This window comes from Bacteroidia bacterium, assembly GCA_023228875.1.
In the GTDB taxonomy this organism is placed as follows: domain Bacteria; phylum Bacteroidota; class Bacteroidia; order NS11-12g; family UBA955; genus JALOAG01.
This window is the reverse complement of sequence record JALOAG010000002.1, coordinates 221,773-238,775: the sequence shown is the minus strand read 5'-3', so window position 1 is coordinate 238,775 and position 17,003 is coordinate 221,773. Positions and strand designations below refer to the sequence as shown.

At 37.6% G+C, this 17,003-nt stretch carries 17 protein-coding genes and 1 tRNA gene; 12 read left to right on the top strand and 6 right to left on the bottom strand.

Features of this window, described 5'->3' with window-relative positions; translation table 11 throughout:
* Window positions 1–12: 12 nt before the first annotated feature.
* Window positions 13–1,047, bottom strand: a complete 1,035-nt coding sequence (locus tag M0R38_04055) for an acyl transferase (protein MCK9480921.1) — start codon at window positions 1,045–1,047, stop codon at window positions 13–15.
* Between M0R38_04055 and M0R38_04050 the strand changes: the two genes are divergently transcribed.
* Window positions 1,046–1,504 (top strand): hypothetical protein, encoded by a 459-nt coding sequence (locus M0R38_04050; protein ID MCK9480920.1) that lies wholly within the window; start codon window positions 1,046–1,048, stop codon window positions 1,502–1,504. The genes M0R38_04055 and M0R38_04050 overlap by 2 nt on opposite strands.
* On the opposite strand, the gene M0R38_04045 is transcribed toward M0R38_04050, so the two are convergent.
* The gene (locus tag M0R38_04045; protein ID MCK9480919.1) at window positions 1,476–1,916 is read right to left on the bottom strand and encodes a GNAT family N-acetyltransferase; all 441 of its coding nucleotides are present in this window, start codon (window positions 1,914–1,916) and stop codon (window positions 1,476–1,478) included. The two genes, M0R38_04050 and M0R38_04045, sit on opposite strands and share 29 nt — an antisense overlap.
* A gap of 112 nt (window positions 1,917–2,028) precedes the next feature.
* Here M0R38_04045 and M0R38_04040 point away from each other — a divergent pair.
* The 4 genes from M0R38_04040 (at window position 2,029) to M0R38_04025 (ending at window position 5,466) form a co-directional block, all read left to right on the top strand.
* Window positions 2,029–2,100 (top strand) — tRNA-Glu (locus M0R38_04040).
* Window positions 2,101–2,518: 418 nt separating this feature from the next.
* Window positions 2,519–2,749 (top strand): helix-turn-helix domain-containing protein, encoded by a 231-nt coding sequence (locus M0R38_04035; GenBank protein ID MCK9480918.1) that lies wholly within the window; start codon window positions 2,519–2,521, stop codon window positions 2,747–2,749.
* 10 nt (window positions 2,750–2,759) lie between these two features.
* Window positions 2,760–4,799, top strand: coding sequence for a T9SS type A sorting domain-containing protein (locus tag M0R38_04030; GenBank protein MCK9480917.1), 2,040 nt, complete (start codon window positions 2,760–2,762; stop codon window positions 4,797–4,799).
* A 190-nt stretch (window positions 4,800–4,989) separates the two neighbouring features.
* The gene (locus M0R38_04025) at window positions 4,990–5,466 is read left to right on the top strand and encodes a hypothetical protein (protein MCK9480916.1); all 477 of its coding nucleotides are present in this window, start codon (window positions 4,990–4,992) and stop codon (window positions 5,464–5,466) included.
* Between the two features lie 85 nt (window positions 5,467–5,551).
* Here the strand turns inward: M0R38_04025 and M0R38_04020 are convergent, their stop codons facing one another.
* Window positions 5,552–8,509, bottom strand: coding sequence for a gliding motility-associated C-terminal domain-containing protein (locus M0R38_04020; GenBank protein ID MCK9480915.1), 2,958 nt, complete (start codon window positions 8,507–8,509; stop codon window positions 5,552–5,554).
* A 238-nt stretch (window positions 8,510–8,747) separates the two neighbouring features.
* Between M0R38_04020 and M0R38_04015 the strand changes: the two genes are divergently transcribed.
* The 6 genes from M0R38_04015 to M0R38_03990 are packed head-to-tail and all read left to right on the top strand — an operon-like array spanning window position 8,748 to window position 13,921.
* Window positions 8,748–9,467: a carboxypeptidase-like regulatory domain-containing protein gene (locus tag M0R38_04015; protein MCK9480914.1), complete on the top strand. Its 720-nt coding sequence runs from the start codon at window positions 8,748–8,750 to the stop codon at window positions 9,465–9,467.
* A 54-nt stretch (window positions 9,468–9,521) separates the two neighbouring features.
* Window positions 9,522–11,720 (top strand): S8 family peptidase, encoded by a 2,199-nt coding sequence (locus tag M0R38_04010; GenBank protein ID MCK9480913.1) that lies wholly within the window; start codon window positions 9,522–9,524, stop codon window positions 11,718–11,720.
* Between the two features lie 15 nt (window positions 11,721–11,735).
* Window positions 11,736–12,113, top strand: coding sequence for a hypothetical protein (locus M0R38_04005; protein ID MCK9480912.1), 378 nt, complete (start codon window positions 11,736–11,738; stop codon window positions 12,111–12,113).
* The gene (ruvX, locus tag M0R38_04000) at window positions 12,110–12,526 is read left to right on the top strand and encodes a Holliday junction resolvase RuvX (protein ID MCK9480911.1); all 417 of its coding nucleotides are present in this window, start codon (window positions 12,110–12,112) and stop codon (window positions 12,524–12,526) included. The genes M0R38_04005 and ruvX overlap by 4 nt, the downstream gene beginning before the upstream one ends.
* On the top strand, window positions 12,523–13,077 hold the full coding sequence (gene def / locus M0R38_03995) for a peptide deformylase (protein MCK9480910.1): 555 nt from the start codon (window positions 12,523–12,525) through the stop codon (window positions 13,075–13,077). Before ruvX ends, def begins: the two co-directional genes overlap by 4 nt.
* A 7-nt stretch (window positions 13,078–13,084) precedes the next feature.
* Window positions 13,085–13,921, top strand: a complete 837-nt coding sequence (locus M0R38_03990; GenBank protein ID MCK9480909.1) for a UbiA family prenyltransferase — start codon at window positions 13,085–13,087, stop codon at window positions 13,919–13,921.
* A gap of 2 nt (window positions 13,922–13,923) precedes the next feature.
* Here M0R38_03990 and lipB read toward each other — a convergent pair whose 3' ends face one another.
* Complete coding sequence (gene lipB / locus M0R38_03985) at window positions 13,924–14,586, bottom strand: lipoyl(octanoyl) transferase LipB (GenBank protein MCK9480908.1); 663 nt, start codon at window positions 14,584–14,586, stop codon at window positions 13,924–13,926.
* A 32-nt stretch (window positions 14,587–14,618) separates the two neighbouring features.
* Between lipB and M0R38_03980 the strand changes: the two genes are divergently transcribed.
* A complete protein-coding gene (locus M0R38_03980; GenBank protein ID MCK9480907.1) occupies window positions 14,619–15,851 on the top strand; it encodes an ABC transporter permease in 1,233 nt (410 codons plus the stop codon).
* Window positions 15,852–15,868: 17 nt separating this feature from the next.
* Here M0R38_03980 and M0R38_03975 read toward each other — a convergent pair whose 3' ends face one another.
* Both M0R38_03975 and M0R38_03970 read right to left on the bottom strand, forming a co-directional pair.
* The gene (locus M0R38_03975; GenBank protein ID MCK9480906.1) at window positions 15,869–16,450 is read right to left on the bottom strand and encodes a tRNA-(ms[2]io[6]A)-hydroxylase; all 582 of its coding nucleotides are present in this window, start codon (window positions 16,448–16,450) and stop codon (window positions 15,869–15,871) included.
* Window positions 16,444–16,914, bottom strand: a complete 471-nt coding sequence (locus tag M0R38_03970) for a GAF domain-containing protein (GenBank protein MCK9480905.1) — start codon at window positions 16,912–16,914, stop codon at window positions 16,444–16,446. Before M0R38_03970 ends, M0R38_03975 begins: the two co-directional genes overlap by 7 nt.
* Window positions 16,915–17,003 lie beyond the last annotated feature (89 nt).

Here is a 17,003-nt window from a genome sequence, read left to right as displayed (position 1 = left end):
CTCCTGCTCTTCTTATTTAACCATTAAATTACACCCTCTGATTTCGCTCATATCAACCCTCCCAAGTATTTCGAATGTGCCGTCATTATGAATATTGCATAAATCAGATAAGGCTATGAAAGCACAAGAATGTATGTTAGCAAGATCAATAATATTCACTGCTTTATTACGTCCAACTTCACAAATAGCGAATGGGTCATTCAACTCTCTTCCGAGTACTTTCACATGAGGTGGACACGAAAACACCCCTTGTTCCTTGCTATAACATTGGCTGAACATTTCAGTCATTCCGTATTCAGAAGCAATGTTTGTTGTGCTAAACCTTTTTGAAAGGGTTTCATAAAGTTCCGGACGGGTAATTTCTTTTCTACGTCCTTTCATCCCCCCTGTTTCCATTATCATTGTATTGTTGAGTTTTCCTGTGAAAAACTCTGCAAAATCCAGAAGCGCAAAGGTTACTCCCCATAGAACTGTTGGGACTTTAGCTTTTTCATTCGCTTTGAGAACAGCATCCAACCGGTCAAATTCATTTAAATAAAATCCACTTTGAACATATTGAGAATGACGTACAAATTGTTCTAACATATAAATTAAAGAAGAGCCTGTACGTTCCAAATAAGAAGGCAACAATGCAAGGTGGCAATAGTTTGAATACTGTCCAAAAAAAGTCTGAAAACAATAGATTGAAGTTCGAGTATAATCATCTAATGATTTTACAAAATGCAGACTCTGAGTTCCGCCCGTTGTACCACTACTTGAAAAAGCGCTTTCCGGTTCAAAAACACCACTTTGAATTTGATATTTTTTAAAAAAATCAACCGGAAGAAAAGGGATTTGCAGATAATGATTGATTGATGCAGGACGCACCCCAATCAAATCAACATATTGACGATATATCAGATTATTCTCATATTGCCAACGAAATAATACAACAGCAGTTTCATTAAAATTGCGATTATCACCTAAGTTTGCATTCAGAATGTCTGATAAAGTAAGATTCATAACCAAATCGGCTGCAAAGATAGCACTGCTCTCCCTTCTTTTCATGTATAGTGCGTGCAAAAAAGAACCATTTTCAAATTCACCCATTCCTGTCTTACAACTAAAATCTGCGCAAGTAATAAGTTCAACAGATGTTTCCAGAGACTCCATTATAATTTTAGAATTTTCATATACTGACGGAGATGGCGATTTAGGAAAACCTGATTCAGACACCTTGTCCGGACCAAATTTTTTCATTCGATTTTTCGAAATTACCAACGGAAATCAAACACCCTATATCATTCCTTTAAGCAATGACACTCTAAACTTTAATCAATATACACCATATCTCACACCTTCCGGCAAAGACAAATCTATTAAAGGTGAAATAACCGTAAGAATACCAACGAGTCCATATCTTGGATATGAACCTGATTCTGTCCTATTTGTTGCAACTTTAGAAGATAGAGCGGGAAATCAAAGTAATGAAGTGATTACCCCCGTATTAACGATTCGACACTAACCATTTGAAAGTGAGGAATATTTGCTTCAACAAACCTGTCAGAACACACTTGAAAACCGTTTTTCTTATAAAATTCAACCACTTGTTCTTGGGCATTTAAATAAATTCTTTCACCCAAAGGCAAAGTTTTATTCATCACATCATGCAGTAATGTCTTACCAAGCCCTTGAATTCTGTAATTTTTCAGCACAGCAAACCTTTCAATTTTACACCCCTCTTTTGTTTTCCTCACTCTTGTAGTACCCACAGGCACATTATCCAGCAAAAGTAAATAAGAGGTTGCAAGATGGTCTAGACCATCAAATTCCAATTCCTTTTCAACTCCCTGCTCCTCCACAAAAACAGCTGTCCTAATTTTCATTGCCTGTTCGAGCATTTGTGCTGAGTTAACAACAACAACCTTGATGTTCATAGCTACAAAATTCAATGAATTTACAATACATAAAAAAATATTTCTTGCAGTTATTTGGAAGTTAAAAAACAAACATTACTTTTGCACCTCCTTAAAAAAGGAAAAGAACGCTGGCCCGTTCGTCTAGGGGTTAGGACATCAGATTTTCATTCTGGCAACACGGGTTCGATTCCCGTACGGGCTACAAAAATAAACAGGTCGTCAAAATTGGCGGCCTTTTTTGTTTCATCGGATTGCAAATCGTTGGTAATCAACAATAAATCGGCAATAGCAGAACTGCCGTCCGTAGTTCGACATTGATTTTTCTCAAATATCAGTTTTTTCGGGAAAATCGAACTAAGGAACATTCTTTTTCCCTCCAAATCCAAGTCCTGCCACAGTTTGCAGAGGTTTGACATGACTCCGAAAGCAAGCTGCTTTTGCAAAAGCGTGTCAAACAGACACTCTACGCTGTCGGACTGGGCGTTACTCACTTTGAATGAAAGACAAGCGAGAAATTGTCAATAGTAAAATTTTTGTTTTCATAGAATTATTCCTTTTAAGGGCTCAAATGTATTCGGTAGAGAGTAATAAAACAAATCAAAATTCAGGCGTTTTGCAAAATGAATTTGCAAAACCCAGAAATTATCGCTAAAATTGGAGCGAAACTAAAGCGATTAAGAATTGAAAAAGGGTACACGAGCTATGAGAATTTTGCAATGGACTTTGACCTTAGCAGGGCTTACTATTGGAAAGTGGAGCGGGGACAACAAAACCTCTCAATGGATTACTTCTTGTCCCTGCTCAAAATTCATGAAATCTCGCTTAAAGATTTCTTTTCTGATATTGATTAGCATAATTTGTTTGCTTCCAACTTACGCCCAACCCTACGAAACCAATCCTGACTACAAGCGGGCTAACATTTGGTATTTTGGCTACCAAGCAGGGGTGGACTTTAATTCAGGCTCGCCTGCACCTGTTTTTGACGGACAAACAAAACAAACGTGGGAAGGGTTCTCTACCCTTTGTGATACTGCGGGAAATCTACTGTTCTATACAGACACAAGGACTGTTTGGAACAAAAATCATGATATTGTTGAAAATGGAACAGACATAAATGGACACCCATCCTCTACGCAAGGTTCTGTTTTATTGCAACACCCCGAAAATGATTCATTAGTACACTTGTTTGTTACAGTACCGAGTATTTTTCCAAATGTGGGGTTGCGACACAATGTAATAAACACAAAATCAAATAATGGAGGGGGCAAAGTGATAGTAAAGAACAAATTATTGCTGTCTGCAACTACTGAAAAATTGACTGCAATAAATCACGATAACGGCAAAGACATTTGGATTATAGCGCACGGTTACACTTCCAATTCTTATTTTTCATATTTGCTTACAAAAGAAGGGTTGGTTGAATGTCCCGTCCAGTCTGTAACAGGTAATATCTTAGAAGGCGACCCCACTTTCTGGTCATTTAACTGTCAGGGAAATATGCTCTTAAATTATCAGGGCAATCAGGTAGCAGCAGCAATCCTGCGTACAGGAAAAGTAGAAATATTTGATTTTGATAATAGTACAGGTATCCTTAAAATATCCGATACTATTTACTTTAACTCAAATGTCTATTGCGTGGCGTATAATGGCAAAGGCAATCGCCTTTTTATACAAACTGTTGATGCCAACAGGGATACGTCTTACTTGTATTATTACGAAAATAAGGAGTTGGTTTTAATAACCAAATATCTTCATGGAACAATTCAATATCTGACAAATTTCAATGATGTAATCTATGTCGGCAGTATGGACTCTTCCTTTCTAAGTGCTATTGAAAACATAAACGACAGTTTACCAACATTCCAAGAAAAAGCGGTTGATTTAAACCCTTTTGGCAATTCTATTGCTGGCTCTATTGGATTGTGTAATTTTAACCCAAGCTATCATTACACCCCCTCAATCAATTTTACCTATCGCTTAAATTGCATTGAAAACACAATTCAATTTCACGGACAAGACACGTTTTCCGCCACTACTCACGATTGGCTTATTACAAAGCAAGGCGCAGCACCTGTTACCGCTAATATTAAAGCCCCCTTAATTGAATTTGAGGACACAGGCGTTTATAGTGTCCGCTACATCGCAAGCAACGGCAGCAGAAGCGACACAGTAACCAAAGAAGTAACAATCTTACCCAAGATAGACAAGAACTTTTTAGGCTCTGACACGGGTTGGTGTGAGAGCGTAGGCGCAAGCCTAACCCTGCAAGCACCTTTGGGTATGCACTGTTACGAATGGAGCAACGGAAATACAGGTAATGAGTTGGTTACTGATACCACAGGCGTTTACTTTGTTAAAATAGTAACCCCTAACTTTTGTGTGCTGTATGATACCATTACAGTAACAGTAGATACTGTCCCCAATGCTCCAACCATTTACAGGGATAACGATACCTTAAAGACAGATGATGTTTCCCCCAAATATCTATGGCTAAGGGACGGCAACCCCACAGGCACAAACAGCCCAAGATTGGTTTTGAGTGATACAGGAATATACCAGTTGCAGGTTATGAGCAATGGCGGCTGCACCGCCTTTTCTGATACAATACACATACCTGCGGAAGCAGATACCTCAACGGATAATGTGAACACAATACTATTTAAAAACATAAAGTTGTACCCCAACCCCGCTACCAATGAATTAACCATTGAAGTTTTGGAACAAGGCGGGTACTCCTACGAGATAACAGGCATTGCAGGAAACCTCATCACATCGGGCAACCTGCAAAGAGGCGGAAACACAATAGACATTACCCGCATAAGTGCGGGCGTGTACTTTGTTCATGTGCTGCTTGACAACAACCGAATAAGCACCTGCAAGCTGATAAAAGTAAACGAATAATAAATAACAAAGGGGGCAACCCCCTTTTTATACATTATTTTTTGCAATTCTGCAAAGAAAATCCCCTTTGCAAAGGTGGTGTATTCTGTGGGCAATGTCATTATTCCGATGGACGAGGACAACATCTCATTTTCCAACGTCATAAACTGAAATGTAAACGTCATCAACGCAGTTTCAAAGGACGACAACAGTGTTTCAGAGGAGAACAAGAGCGTTTGAGAGGAGAACAACGCTGTTTCAAGGCACAACAAGAGCGTTTCCGAAGTCGGAAACTGCGATGTTGTGCTTTGAAACTGAACAAATGACGTTTACAACGGAGATGTTGACGTTTGAAACTGCGTTGATGACGTTGGAAATTGTGTTGATGACGTTTGAAACTGCGATAATGACGTTTGAAAATGAGATATTGGGCTTTGAAAGTGAAAAAATGAGTTCGGAAACGGAATTGTCGGGCTTTGAAATGGAGATAATGAAGCATAAAACACAGGCGACAGCTTCCCCTGTGAAGCCCCTTTTAATTCCCCCAAGGGAGAAAACATCTCAATGCCTGGAAATCTCATCGGAAGAACAGAAAGCCCCTCTTTGGGAGGGGTTGGGGAGGCTAAAAGGCAACAGCACAGCCATTAAGATAAGTTGTACTTTTCTTTTCATGATGATTTTTTGTTAAGTTATTGGATTATTTTGTAGTTATTTTCTTATTCTGTTTGCTTTATGAGTTTGTAGGTGCTGTTATTTCTTCAATACTTTTTGTTCTATCGTAGCAAATGCAATGTACTCTTATGCTGCAAAACTGTTCCCGCTTTCCCTCCGTAGTGAATGACAATAGTATAAATATCTTGTTTGCAATCCACACCACCAAATGTTCCGTCCCAACCCACATTGGGATTATCACTCCTGAATATCATTTCACCCCAACGGTTGTAAATCTGCATATCAAAATGGCTCAAAGAATGTGTAACCACTTTGAAAACATCATGCAGTCCGTCCCTATTCGGAGAAAAAGCATTGGGAACATACAGATAAAACTCACAGTCTATGTCGAAATTAAGCACTTCTGCTGTGTCTGCTTTTGTACAACTGTTGCTGTCTATAACAGATACAACATAATAACCTGCCCCTAAGTCCGTAATAACAGAATCGGTTGAACCTGTGTTCCAATTATAGGAAAAAGGAGGTGTGCCTGAAACATTGGCAACAGCAACACGCCCTATTCCATCCTTGCAATTATCGTCTGTCTTTAAAAAAGAGAAGATTGGTAATGGGTTAATGGTTAGGTCTGTAATTATTGTATCGCAGTCGTTTACGACATCTTTATACACTCCCGAAGCGGAATAGGTATTTGCCCCGACTATTACGCTAAACCCTTCACATTCGTTGTAAGTGTTGAGGGTAACAATGGGAGTAATAATAGTCAAATTGGTTGTAACAATGCTGTCGCAACCAAAACTTGAAATAAGAGTGTCAATATAAGTGCCAGTTTCATAATAACTATTTGAACCAATATGTATGCTATCTCCACGACATATCTCAAAATATTGGATACTTGAATCAATATTACAAACAGTTAAGTTAGTGAAAACAACACTATCGCAACCTGATACACTCTGAAATGTATCTGAATAATTACCCGAAGTTGTATAGTATTTCCCCCCAACAAATAATGTGTCTCCCTGAAAGATTTTAAATATTTGAGTATCTATATAGCTTTGAGGAATTTCGATGCTTTTTTCAATGGTATCAGATACGCCATTTCTCCAATAAATCATTTTAGTTATATAGTCCCCTGAGAACGAATATATATAATGAAATGAGTCTGTTAATTGAACTTCCGAGCAAGTACCGTTTCCTAAATTCCATTTCAAGCTATCAACACAATAAGTTCCGATAAAGTTGAAAAATGAGTTTTTATTTTGACAGCCGATATTTACAGTAAAATCAATTTGCTCAACACAAGGCTTTGTTATTAATATATTTGGAAGGCTTGTATAGCTTTTCTTTCCTGCCAGATAGATTGCTTTTTCAATATAATTTGATGATGTACCCGATGCATTAGGGCTGTTTATTACACCTATATAGGATTCATTGTATGGGTTTGAAACATATATCTTGCCATTTGTAGCCAATTGAAGAAAACCTCCGCCCTTATAAGAAATCATCTCTCTGCTTTCTGCTATAACAAGACTGTCGTTTGATGTTATGTCATACTGAAAAACAGGATTGGAGATCTTGGGGTCTAAACAATAAATATAAAACTTTTCCGAGTTAGGAGAAAATTCACAACTGGTTGGGCGTAACCGGGAGTGAAAATTTATAGTAATGGGATTGTTTATTGTTCCGGTCTGAGTATCAAAGTCAAATAATTGAACCCTCCCTATATTGGAAATGCAGTTAGCTAGTTTTTCTCCATTAGGACTAACTTTAAGCTGCATATTGTCAAAATTATTATTATTCACAATACCCGTTGATGATACAACTGGTGATAATTCAAGTCCTGTGGAAGTAAGCAGATAAGCATAAAAATTTGCATTTCCTAAACCATGGACTATAATCCAGATATCCTTACAGTTTGCATGATAGGTGGCAGTAAGTTTATTGGTTACATTTGCCAAAATGAGAGAGTTTTTTTTGGTGTATTCCACATCTCCCGTTCCCCCATTTAGGCGCATATTCACTATTGAATAACAGAAATTATTACTATTCCACGATTCATTCGTTATGAATACATAGTAAACCAAATCATTTCCGGGTTGCGGTACAATCATAACTGATTGGGTTGAAAATGCCTGTCCAGTTAGTCCAGTTCCATTGGGCATAGGCACATGATTCTTGTCCCAAATAGTTTTTCCGTCAGTATAAAACAATAAATTTCCGTTGGCATCAGAAATACTTGCACAGCCATGTTCAACAAACATTGCACTGTTTGTTAAAGCTACAGGCGTATCTCCGTTAAAATCTAAGCCTGCATTTTGCCCAAAATACCAGATATTATACTGTTTACTGTTAGATTGCTTGGAATAGTTTATAGTACACCCGCCCCCATTGGGTTCTAATATCCCAATTAAAGAATTACAATCAGCAATATCTCTGTTTTCCAATGTTTCCCAAATAAGTTCTTGTTCCTCCTTATGACAAATTAAGCTTGTTCTTCCTCCTTCAAAGTCGCCACTGGCAAAAAAGCCCATTTCAATATCTCCAATTCCTTCAACCCAATAAGCATACTGGCGATAATAACCATTAGATTTTAATCTCATCCACTTCCTTTGAGAGCTATCAGGAAGCGTAATAGTTGATATACTATCCACAATATAGTAATCTGAAAAAATCCAATCATCCACATAGTCGCCATTTAGCCTGAACGGGAAAAACGTGTCTTGCTCATTTAAACTGAAATCATACAACAACACTTCTTTACAAGAACCTACATGGCGAAGTTCGAAATACTTACCGCTGTCAATTCTAACATATCTTGTACTCGTATCAGCACTCCAAAAGAAACTTAATTCATTGATTTTGCAATATGTTTTGCCACACAATACAGTATCTCCCACATATTGTATTGGCACAGGTGAATCAGGTGGTGATTGATAATAATTACCATGATAATAGACCGCTTGTCGCCAGCCTGTCGGCAATTTATAGATGGGTTGAGCATATGCGCCTAGGCTAAGGAGCAACAAAACGGCTGCTGATATGAGGTAGCTTTTTTTCATTGGCTTTGTCGGGAGCAAATGTATAAAAACTGTCTCGTCCTAAAAAAAGTTTACAGGCTATAGGTTAAATCCTATTATTAGTTTACAGTTGTTTTTTAGTCCTGAAATGACTTTACTTTTTGTTCATTATTACACGTTTTGGTGAAAACCTATTTTGGACTAGACAATTGAAGGCATTTTAAACGTAATACACTCAAAAAACTTTCCTCTTCATCAAAACCATGAAAAAACCGTAATTTTGAAACCTATGATTTTTGACCGAACTAAACATACTATCTTGCTATTACTTTCATTCCTTTTCTCAGTTTCTTGTTTTGCGCAACACCACAAAGATTCGGTAACAAAACACGATTATATCCAATTTACAGGGATTGTTGTTACATCAGACAGCATCCTCCCTATTCCATTTGTGCATATCATTGTACAAAATAAGCCCTATGGTGACTACAGCGATTTCTCAGGAAAATTTTCTTTTGTTGCAGAAAAAGGTGATACAGTTGTGTTCTCACATATTGAATACAAGAAATCGTATTTCGTAATACCTGATTCATTAACTGATTTCAAATATCATATCATTCAATCGCTCACAGCAGATACTATATACCTTGATGGTATTGTTGTCAGCCCGGTTCCTAACAGAAATACTTTTGACCAATTTTTCCTTACCGCTGATATTCCTCAAGATAAATTAGATATTGCCAAAAAGAATCTTGAAAGAGAAGCATATAAAGATGCTGCATTTAGAATGGGAATGGATGAAAAGGAAAACTATCAGGCATATATCCGCTATCAGAACCAAAAGCAATACTACAAAGGAACAGTACCATCTATCACATTAATGAACCCCTTTGCATGGGCTCAATTTTTTGAAGCATGGAATAGAGGAGATTACAAACGTCATAAAACTACTGAAAACAAAAATCAGAAACCTGACAATAAGAAAGATGAAAAGAAGTAATAACCACAGTCTAATCTTTGTCTGCTTGCTTTATATTCATAATTAAATTACACAGTGAAAATCCGAATTGCAATTTATATAGTTTCCTTTTTTGCATTGGTAGATATTACTCCTGTGCATGCACAAGTCAAACTGACAAACGAAACAAGAGAATGTTTTCACAAGATTAGTACGGATGCAGCTTACTTAGAATCTTACGGGAATACTATTTCACAACAGCTTCAAGACACACTTCATAGTTTTCTCACAATAAACAATACCATGTATATAAATCTGCAAGGGTTTATTTCAAATGATTTCAATGCTGATTATCTTGAGAAACAAGGAATATTAATCTCAGTGCACATTGGCAATGTGGTGAGTCTAAAAGTTCCTATCAGATTAATTACACGGATAGAATCACTTCAAGGCATTGAATACTTAGAAACACCGCCTAACATGACTCCATTTTTGGATAGAGCAATTGGCGATATCAGAGCAGACTCTGTGCATCAAGGCATTAGCTTACCACAAGGATATTCCGGCAAAGATGTCATTATCGGTATTATAGATTGGGGCTTTGACTATACACATCCTATTTTTTATGACAGTTTTTTGCAACGCAACAGAATCATAGCCGCATGGGATCACTATAAAAAATCAGGACCTGCACCCTCCAAATATGGCTATGGAACTGTATATATTGGCACAGACGAACTACTTGCCGCTCAGTCTGATACCGCTTATGGCAGCATTTATGAAACTCATGGTACGCACGTAGCCGGAATTGCCGGAGGTGGCGGTGCCGGAATCGGGTTGTTTGGAGTGGCTTATAATTGTGAATTTTTGTTGGTGCAACCGGATTGGCAAAAAGGAAATTTTTTGGACTGTGTTGATTGGCTTTATGAAATGGCAAAGCAAAGAGGCAAACGTTTGGTGATTAATATGAGTTTTGGTAGTTATAACAAAGCTACACTCGACACTTTTGGAATTTACCACACGGTTGCCAAAGAATATACAAAAAAAGGTGTGGTCATGGTGGCTTCTGCCGGCAATAATGGCAACAGCAAAATGCACATCAAACATACCTTTAACTATGATGAGATGCAAACGCAAATTAACATGTATCCATTAACTACTTCTTTTCCTAATTATTGGGGACAATATGTGTTAGCATGGGGAGAACCCGGTAAATCATTTTCGTGTGCATTGGATATTTATAATGGAAGCAGCAAGATTTATTCAGGAGAGTATTTCAATACTGACAATACGAATACTTATGAAGACAATATAAAAATTGCCAATAATTCTATGTACTTCAAAGTTCAAGGAGAGAAGTCGCATCCGCTCAACAATAAGCCCAGATTGACTTTTACAATACGGAAAACAAATGATTTGTGGAAAGTAGTACTGCGTACAAAAGCAGATAACGGCACTGTACATTATTGGAATATTATTCAAACAACAGGCAATACCAGCAATACGGGTTTGAATTTCATTTCATTTAAACCTGATTGGGAAAAAGGTAATGACTCCTTTTGTGTTAGTGATCCTGCAACTACTCCCTATATCATTTCCGTTGCAGCACACACCGCAGAAATCCGTTCAGGAAACACAACAACACCTGGCGCGATTGCTGATTTTAGCAGTCACGGACCCACCATTGATAATTTACCTAAACCGAATATCAGCGCACCGGGTGTGCAAATATTGTCGTCTGTTTCCACTTTTACCACGCAACCATATACTGTGGTAAGAACTATTGAGTTTAATAGCAAAACCTACCCTTTTGCTCGTTTTAGCGGAACATCCATGTCCGGACCTGCCGTAACGGGAGTGGCTGCATTGCTTTTAGAAGCTAACCCGGAACTATCACCCGCCCAAATCAAAGAAATCCTAATGAAGACTGCATATCAAGACAGTAAAACCGGAGCGCTGCAAGCCCCTTTTGGTAATATGACTTGGGGTGTAGGCAAGGTGGATGCGTATGCTGGTATTATGCTCGCTTTGGATACAAAAGGTATTATTTATAAAAATGGTAATTTACTCCCCTATCCTAACCCTGCAACTAACTCCTTGTTTTATCAAGGTTCTGTGTATGAAGGTGAATATGAAATCAAGATTTATAATATGTTAGGAGAATTGGTGTTTGAAGGCAAAATCGGGGCTTTACTTCCTATTGATATTTCTAATTTCCTGAATGGAATGTATGTGGCTCATATTCTTGACAAGGAATGGAAAACGCATAAAATCATAATTTCAAACCAACGATAACACAACCCAAGTAACATGAAAAGACTTGCTTTAATTCCGGTTATATTTGTTACATTGATTGGATGTAAACAGAATTTACCAAGTAAGACATTCAAACAAGGTGAATTACTCTACAATCCTACAATCGCAAGTGAATTAGTTGAACGTACCGGAAATTTCTTAGCGGATGAAAAGTTTTTTACCGATGATGCAAAAACCAGCATTGTTTTAGACAAAAATAAAGACACGCTCTTTTTGATAATTGTGGTGGACAAGCAGTATCAAACCGACACTTCGTATGACTACACATTTAGAAACCTTGCCAACAAAGCAAGTATTGAAATTTTTAATAATCAACCGGTGTATGCTGAAATTGCAGACCGTAATTTAGTGATATCTCGAAGAATAAAGTGAGCGGAAGAGTAATTGCCATCGATTATGGGTTAAAAAGAGTAGGCATTGCTGTAACAGACCCTCTCAGAATCATTGCCAAACCACTTACAACTGTTGAAAATAGTGAAATTGAGCGCTTTTTGAAAGAATATATTGCTAAAGAAAATGTAAGCGTCATTGTTTTAGGTGAACCATATTCCGAAAGTGGCGAACTTCAACAAATGCAAATTGAAGTGCACAAATTTGCGAAGAAACTGCAAGCCTTATTTCCTCAACTTTCTATTGTCTTTGAAGATGAACGCTATACTTCGCGCATTGCACAACGCAGTTTGGTCGAAATGGGTATGAAAAAATCTAAAAGAAAAGATAAAAAGCTATTGGATACAGTGAGTGCTGCCCTAATTTTGCAAACTTATTTAGAGAAGCATCCATGATTTTACCCATATACACATTTGGACAAGAAGTTCTGCGAAAAAAAGGGACTGAGATTGCACAAGACTACCCCGAATTAAACACATTGATAGAAAACATGTTTGAGACCATGTATGCTGCCAATGGTGTGGGACTTGCTGCACCCCAGATAGGACTGCCTATCAGGCTTTTTGTTATTGACACTACAAAATGGGAAGAAGCAAAAAACGCAGAGAAATTCAAACAAGCATTTATCAATGCCGAAATCATTGAGGAATGGGATGAACCTTGGAAATTTGAAGAAGGATGTTTAAGTATTCCAGGAATCAGAGAAAATGTGAGCAGAAAAGGAAAAATAAAAATTCAATACTTAGACGAACATTTTAATGCTCACCTCAAAGAATTTTCCGGTATTGCTGCACGTGTCATACAACATGAATATGACCATATAGAGGGGATTCTATTTACTGACAAGATTAATCCGTTAAGAAAGAAATTCTTACAAAACAAACTGAAAGAAATGAGCAAGGGTAAAGTTCGTGCAGACTATCCTATTAAACCCTCTCGCAAATAATCTCCTCATGTTTGCCCGATTTCAATTAATAAGACCGCTCAATTTACTCTTTATTATTTTGGGGCAATGTGCGTTGCTGATGCATTTGATTGAGTCAAATGCTGCAATTCAAGGATTTTTCTTGATTTTCAGTACAATACTCAGTGCTGCAGCCGGCTATGTGATTAATGATATTTTTGATATAAAAGCAGATTTTGTCAATCGCCCGACAAGACCATTAGTCTCAGGAAAAATTTCTAAAACAAATGCAATAGTATTCTATCTCACGCTACTGCTATCTTCATTATTCATTGCCTATTATGCTGCAATTCCGGGATTGTTGGCGGTAGTAGTTTTTATCAATATTGCTTTATTTTTCTATGCATTATTTGTAAAAAGAACTGCAATTGTTGGGAATCTTCTTGTGAGCGTTTGTGTTGGTATGGTTTTTATTGTTTGTAATTTACTAGCAGAAACACCCTCAATCCTTGCATCAGGCATTGGAATTTTTGCAACTGCTGCCAATTTCATTAGAGAAAACTTTAAAAGTATAGAGGATTTTGCCGGTGATAAAATAGCAAGTTTTAGAACGCTGCCTGTTTTGATTGGAAGTAAAAATGCAATGATAGCAACGGGATTTATCAGCTTAGTTTTCGGAGGTATTCTATTGTACAGGGCTATTTATCCAATAACACCCGAAGTTTCAACCATAGCTTGGGCTTTGATTGCCATTATCGGTGGCAGTGCGTTTTTTTTGATTGGAATAATGGCATTGAGAAATCCTGATATTGTTACAGCTAAGAAACTATCTTTGATAACAAAATTTGTCATGTTGATTGTGATAATGCTTATTTTCCTGCTCTAAACTCAAGCAAACACTTCTTCAAATTTACTTTTCATAATTGCCTTAACATCTTTCATAGAAACCTTGTGTCCAAGTTCCTTTTCAATAGACGTAACCCCTTTTCCTGTAATACCACATGGGATAATATAATCAAAAAAATGTAAGTCAGTATTGACATTCAACGCCAACCCGTGCATGGTTACTCCTCTGCTGCATTTTACACCGATTGCTGCAATTTTCCTTTCTTTAGTGGAACCAACCTCCAACCAAACACCGGTAAACCCTTGTGAACGCTCTCCTTTTATTCCGTAATGTCGGATTGTTCTAATGATTACTTCTTCAATAGAGTGAATGTAATCACGCACCCCCTTCCCCATTTGTTCTATGTCAAAATGCGGATAAACCACCAATTGTTCCGGTCCATGAAACGTAACATCTCCGCCTCTTTCTGTTTGACAGACAGCTATACCGTGTGTTTGTAACCATGTTGCATTAAACAAAACATTGGTTTTGTCTGCACTTTTACCAAAAGTAATAACGGGATTATGTTCACACATAATAAGACACGATTTGATAGCCTTACCTGCGATTTTGTCTGCTAAATTTCGTTCAAATCTCTCCAGCTGTTTTTGGCGAGCCACATCATATTCTATTACCCCCCAATCTTCAAATTCAAAAACATCCATGAGGCAAAATTACATTACTTTTGACATCCTCATTGAGAATATCAGAAAACATAAAAATTGCCTTACGCTCGATTCGAGGCACTTTGCTACGCACCATTATTACAGCAACCATTATTGCAATCGGTATTACTGCTTTGGTGGGTATGTTAACCGCTATTGAAGGTTTAGAAGTTGCGATTAACAAAAACTTCTCTCGTATGGGCGCAAACACATTTACTATCAAAGACAAAAGTGGAAAAATGGAAGTGTTTGGAACACAAAAACAGACCAAATACGAATCAATCAAATATTTGCAAACAAGACAATTCAAAGAAAATTTCGAATTTCCCGCAACCGTTGCTGTATCGGCAGTTGTCTCATTTCAAGGAATTCTCAAATCCAATTTTGCTAAGACTAATCCTAACAACCGTATATTAGCAATAGATGAAGATTATTTAGAACTTTCTGCATCTGACATTTATAAAGGACGGAATTTTTCTCAATTTGAAATTTCTGAAGGCAGTCCTGTTGCGGTAATTGGCTATGATATTGCAACAGGGCTTTTTCCAAAGGGAAAAGCGATTGACAGCTTTGTGAGCTATAATGGTGTGAAATTCAAAGTCGTTGGCATACTTGAAAAGAAAGGAGGTAGTATTGGGTTCGGAGGTGAAGACAGAATGATGTACATCCCTATCAATCGCGCTCGTTCTTTATACTTAAGCAACAATACAAACTATGTAATTTTAGTTGGTGTGAGCAATGGCAATTTGATTGATGTTGCAATAGATGAAGCCAAAATAACATTAAGAAAAATCAGAAAACTACACCCCGGAGAGGAAGATAATTTTGAGATATTCAAGAGCAATTCAGCAACCGAAGATTTACTTCAAAACCTCAAAGCCCTAACACTATCTGCCACCATCATTTCGCTCATTACACTTATTGGTGCAGCTATTGGATTGATGAATATTATGTTGGTTTCTGTTACAGAAAGAACAAGAGAAATAGGAACGCGCATGGCGCTTGGTGCTCGACCCAAAACGATTCTATCTCAGTTTCTCACAGAAGCCATTGTAATATGTATAATCGGAGGGCTTGCCGGCATTGTATTAGGAATAGCCATAGGGAACATTGTAGGTATGATGATGTCCACCGGATTCATTGTCCCTTGGTTGTGGATTTTGATTGCATTAACAATCTGCATCGTTGTAGGGTTGTTAGCAGGAATTTATCCGGCTCGCAAGGCTGCTAAATTGAACCCTATTGACGCATTGCGATATGAATAATATGCAAATACACACAATTAGTGTATCCGCCCTTTTCTGTACTCAAATTTTTTCATGATTTCGGCTTCTCCTTCCAAATAATGCTGCCAACGTTTTTCAACATATTCGTCTGGTAGGATTTCCTTAGCGAGTTTTATAAAAAGCGTATAATGACCTGCCTCAGACACCATAAACTCATGATAGAATTCCTTTAACAAATCATCTTGTATGTGCAATGACAACAAGCGAAATCGCTCACAACTGCGCGCTTCAATCATGGCACAAATGAGCAATTTCTCAACCAATGCCTGCGCTCTGCTGCCTCCTTTCTTTTCCAACTTAAACAACTCATTTACATATTCATCCTTTCTCTGGGCTCCAAGTTTCAATTTTCTCTTTTTCAACTCCTTTAATACCTTGCGAAAATGCCCCCACTCCTCCGCAATGACAGGGGCAACCTTGTCCACCATGTTTTCAAACTCAGAGAATTTGGAAATAACGGTAATTCCATTGGTAGCAGCCTTTTGTTCACACCAAGCATGGTCGGTTAAAATCTCTTCTATGCTCATACCGGCAATGTCCACCCAACGAGGGTCTGTAGCTAATTTTAGTCCTAACATGGTATGTTGGAAGTTATTTTATCTTCTAAAAACCCAACAATCTCTTCAAGACATATTTTGTCCACTTCATCAAAAATATTAAACTGCTTACTGTCAATATCTAACACACCCCATACTGAATCATAATATTTTACCGGAATCACAATCTCCGAATTTGATTCCGAATTGCATGCAATATGCCCATCAAACTCATGTACATTGGGAACAACAATACCCGACCCTCTCTCCCATGCTGCTCCACAAACACCTTTTCCCTTACCAATTCTGGTGCAAGCTGTCGGACCCTGAAAAACATGTAATTGTAATACGTCAGATTCTACACGATAAAAACCTACCCACCAAAAATCAAAAGTACTTTTAAGTACCGCACACACATTTGCAAGGTTTCCGGTTAAACTGATTTGTTCATCCCATATAGATTGGATTTCCTTTAGTGATTGATTATATTGCGCTTTCTTGTTCATGTTACAGCGCAAAATTCAGTTTAAAAAATTGATAAAACAAAAAGGAAAACATGTTGACCTCAATTATCTTCTTATATCGATTTTAAGTT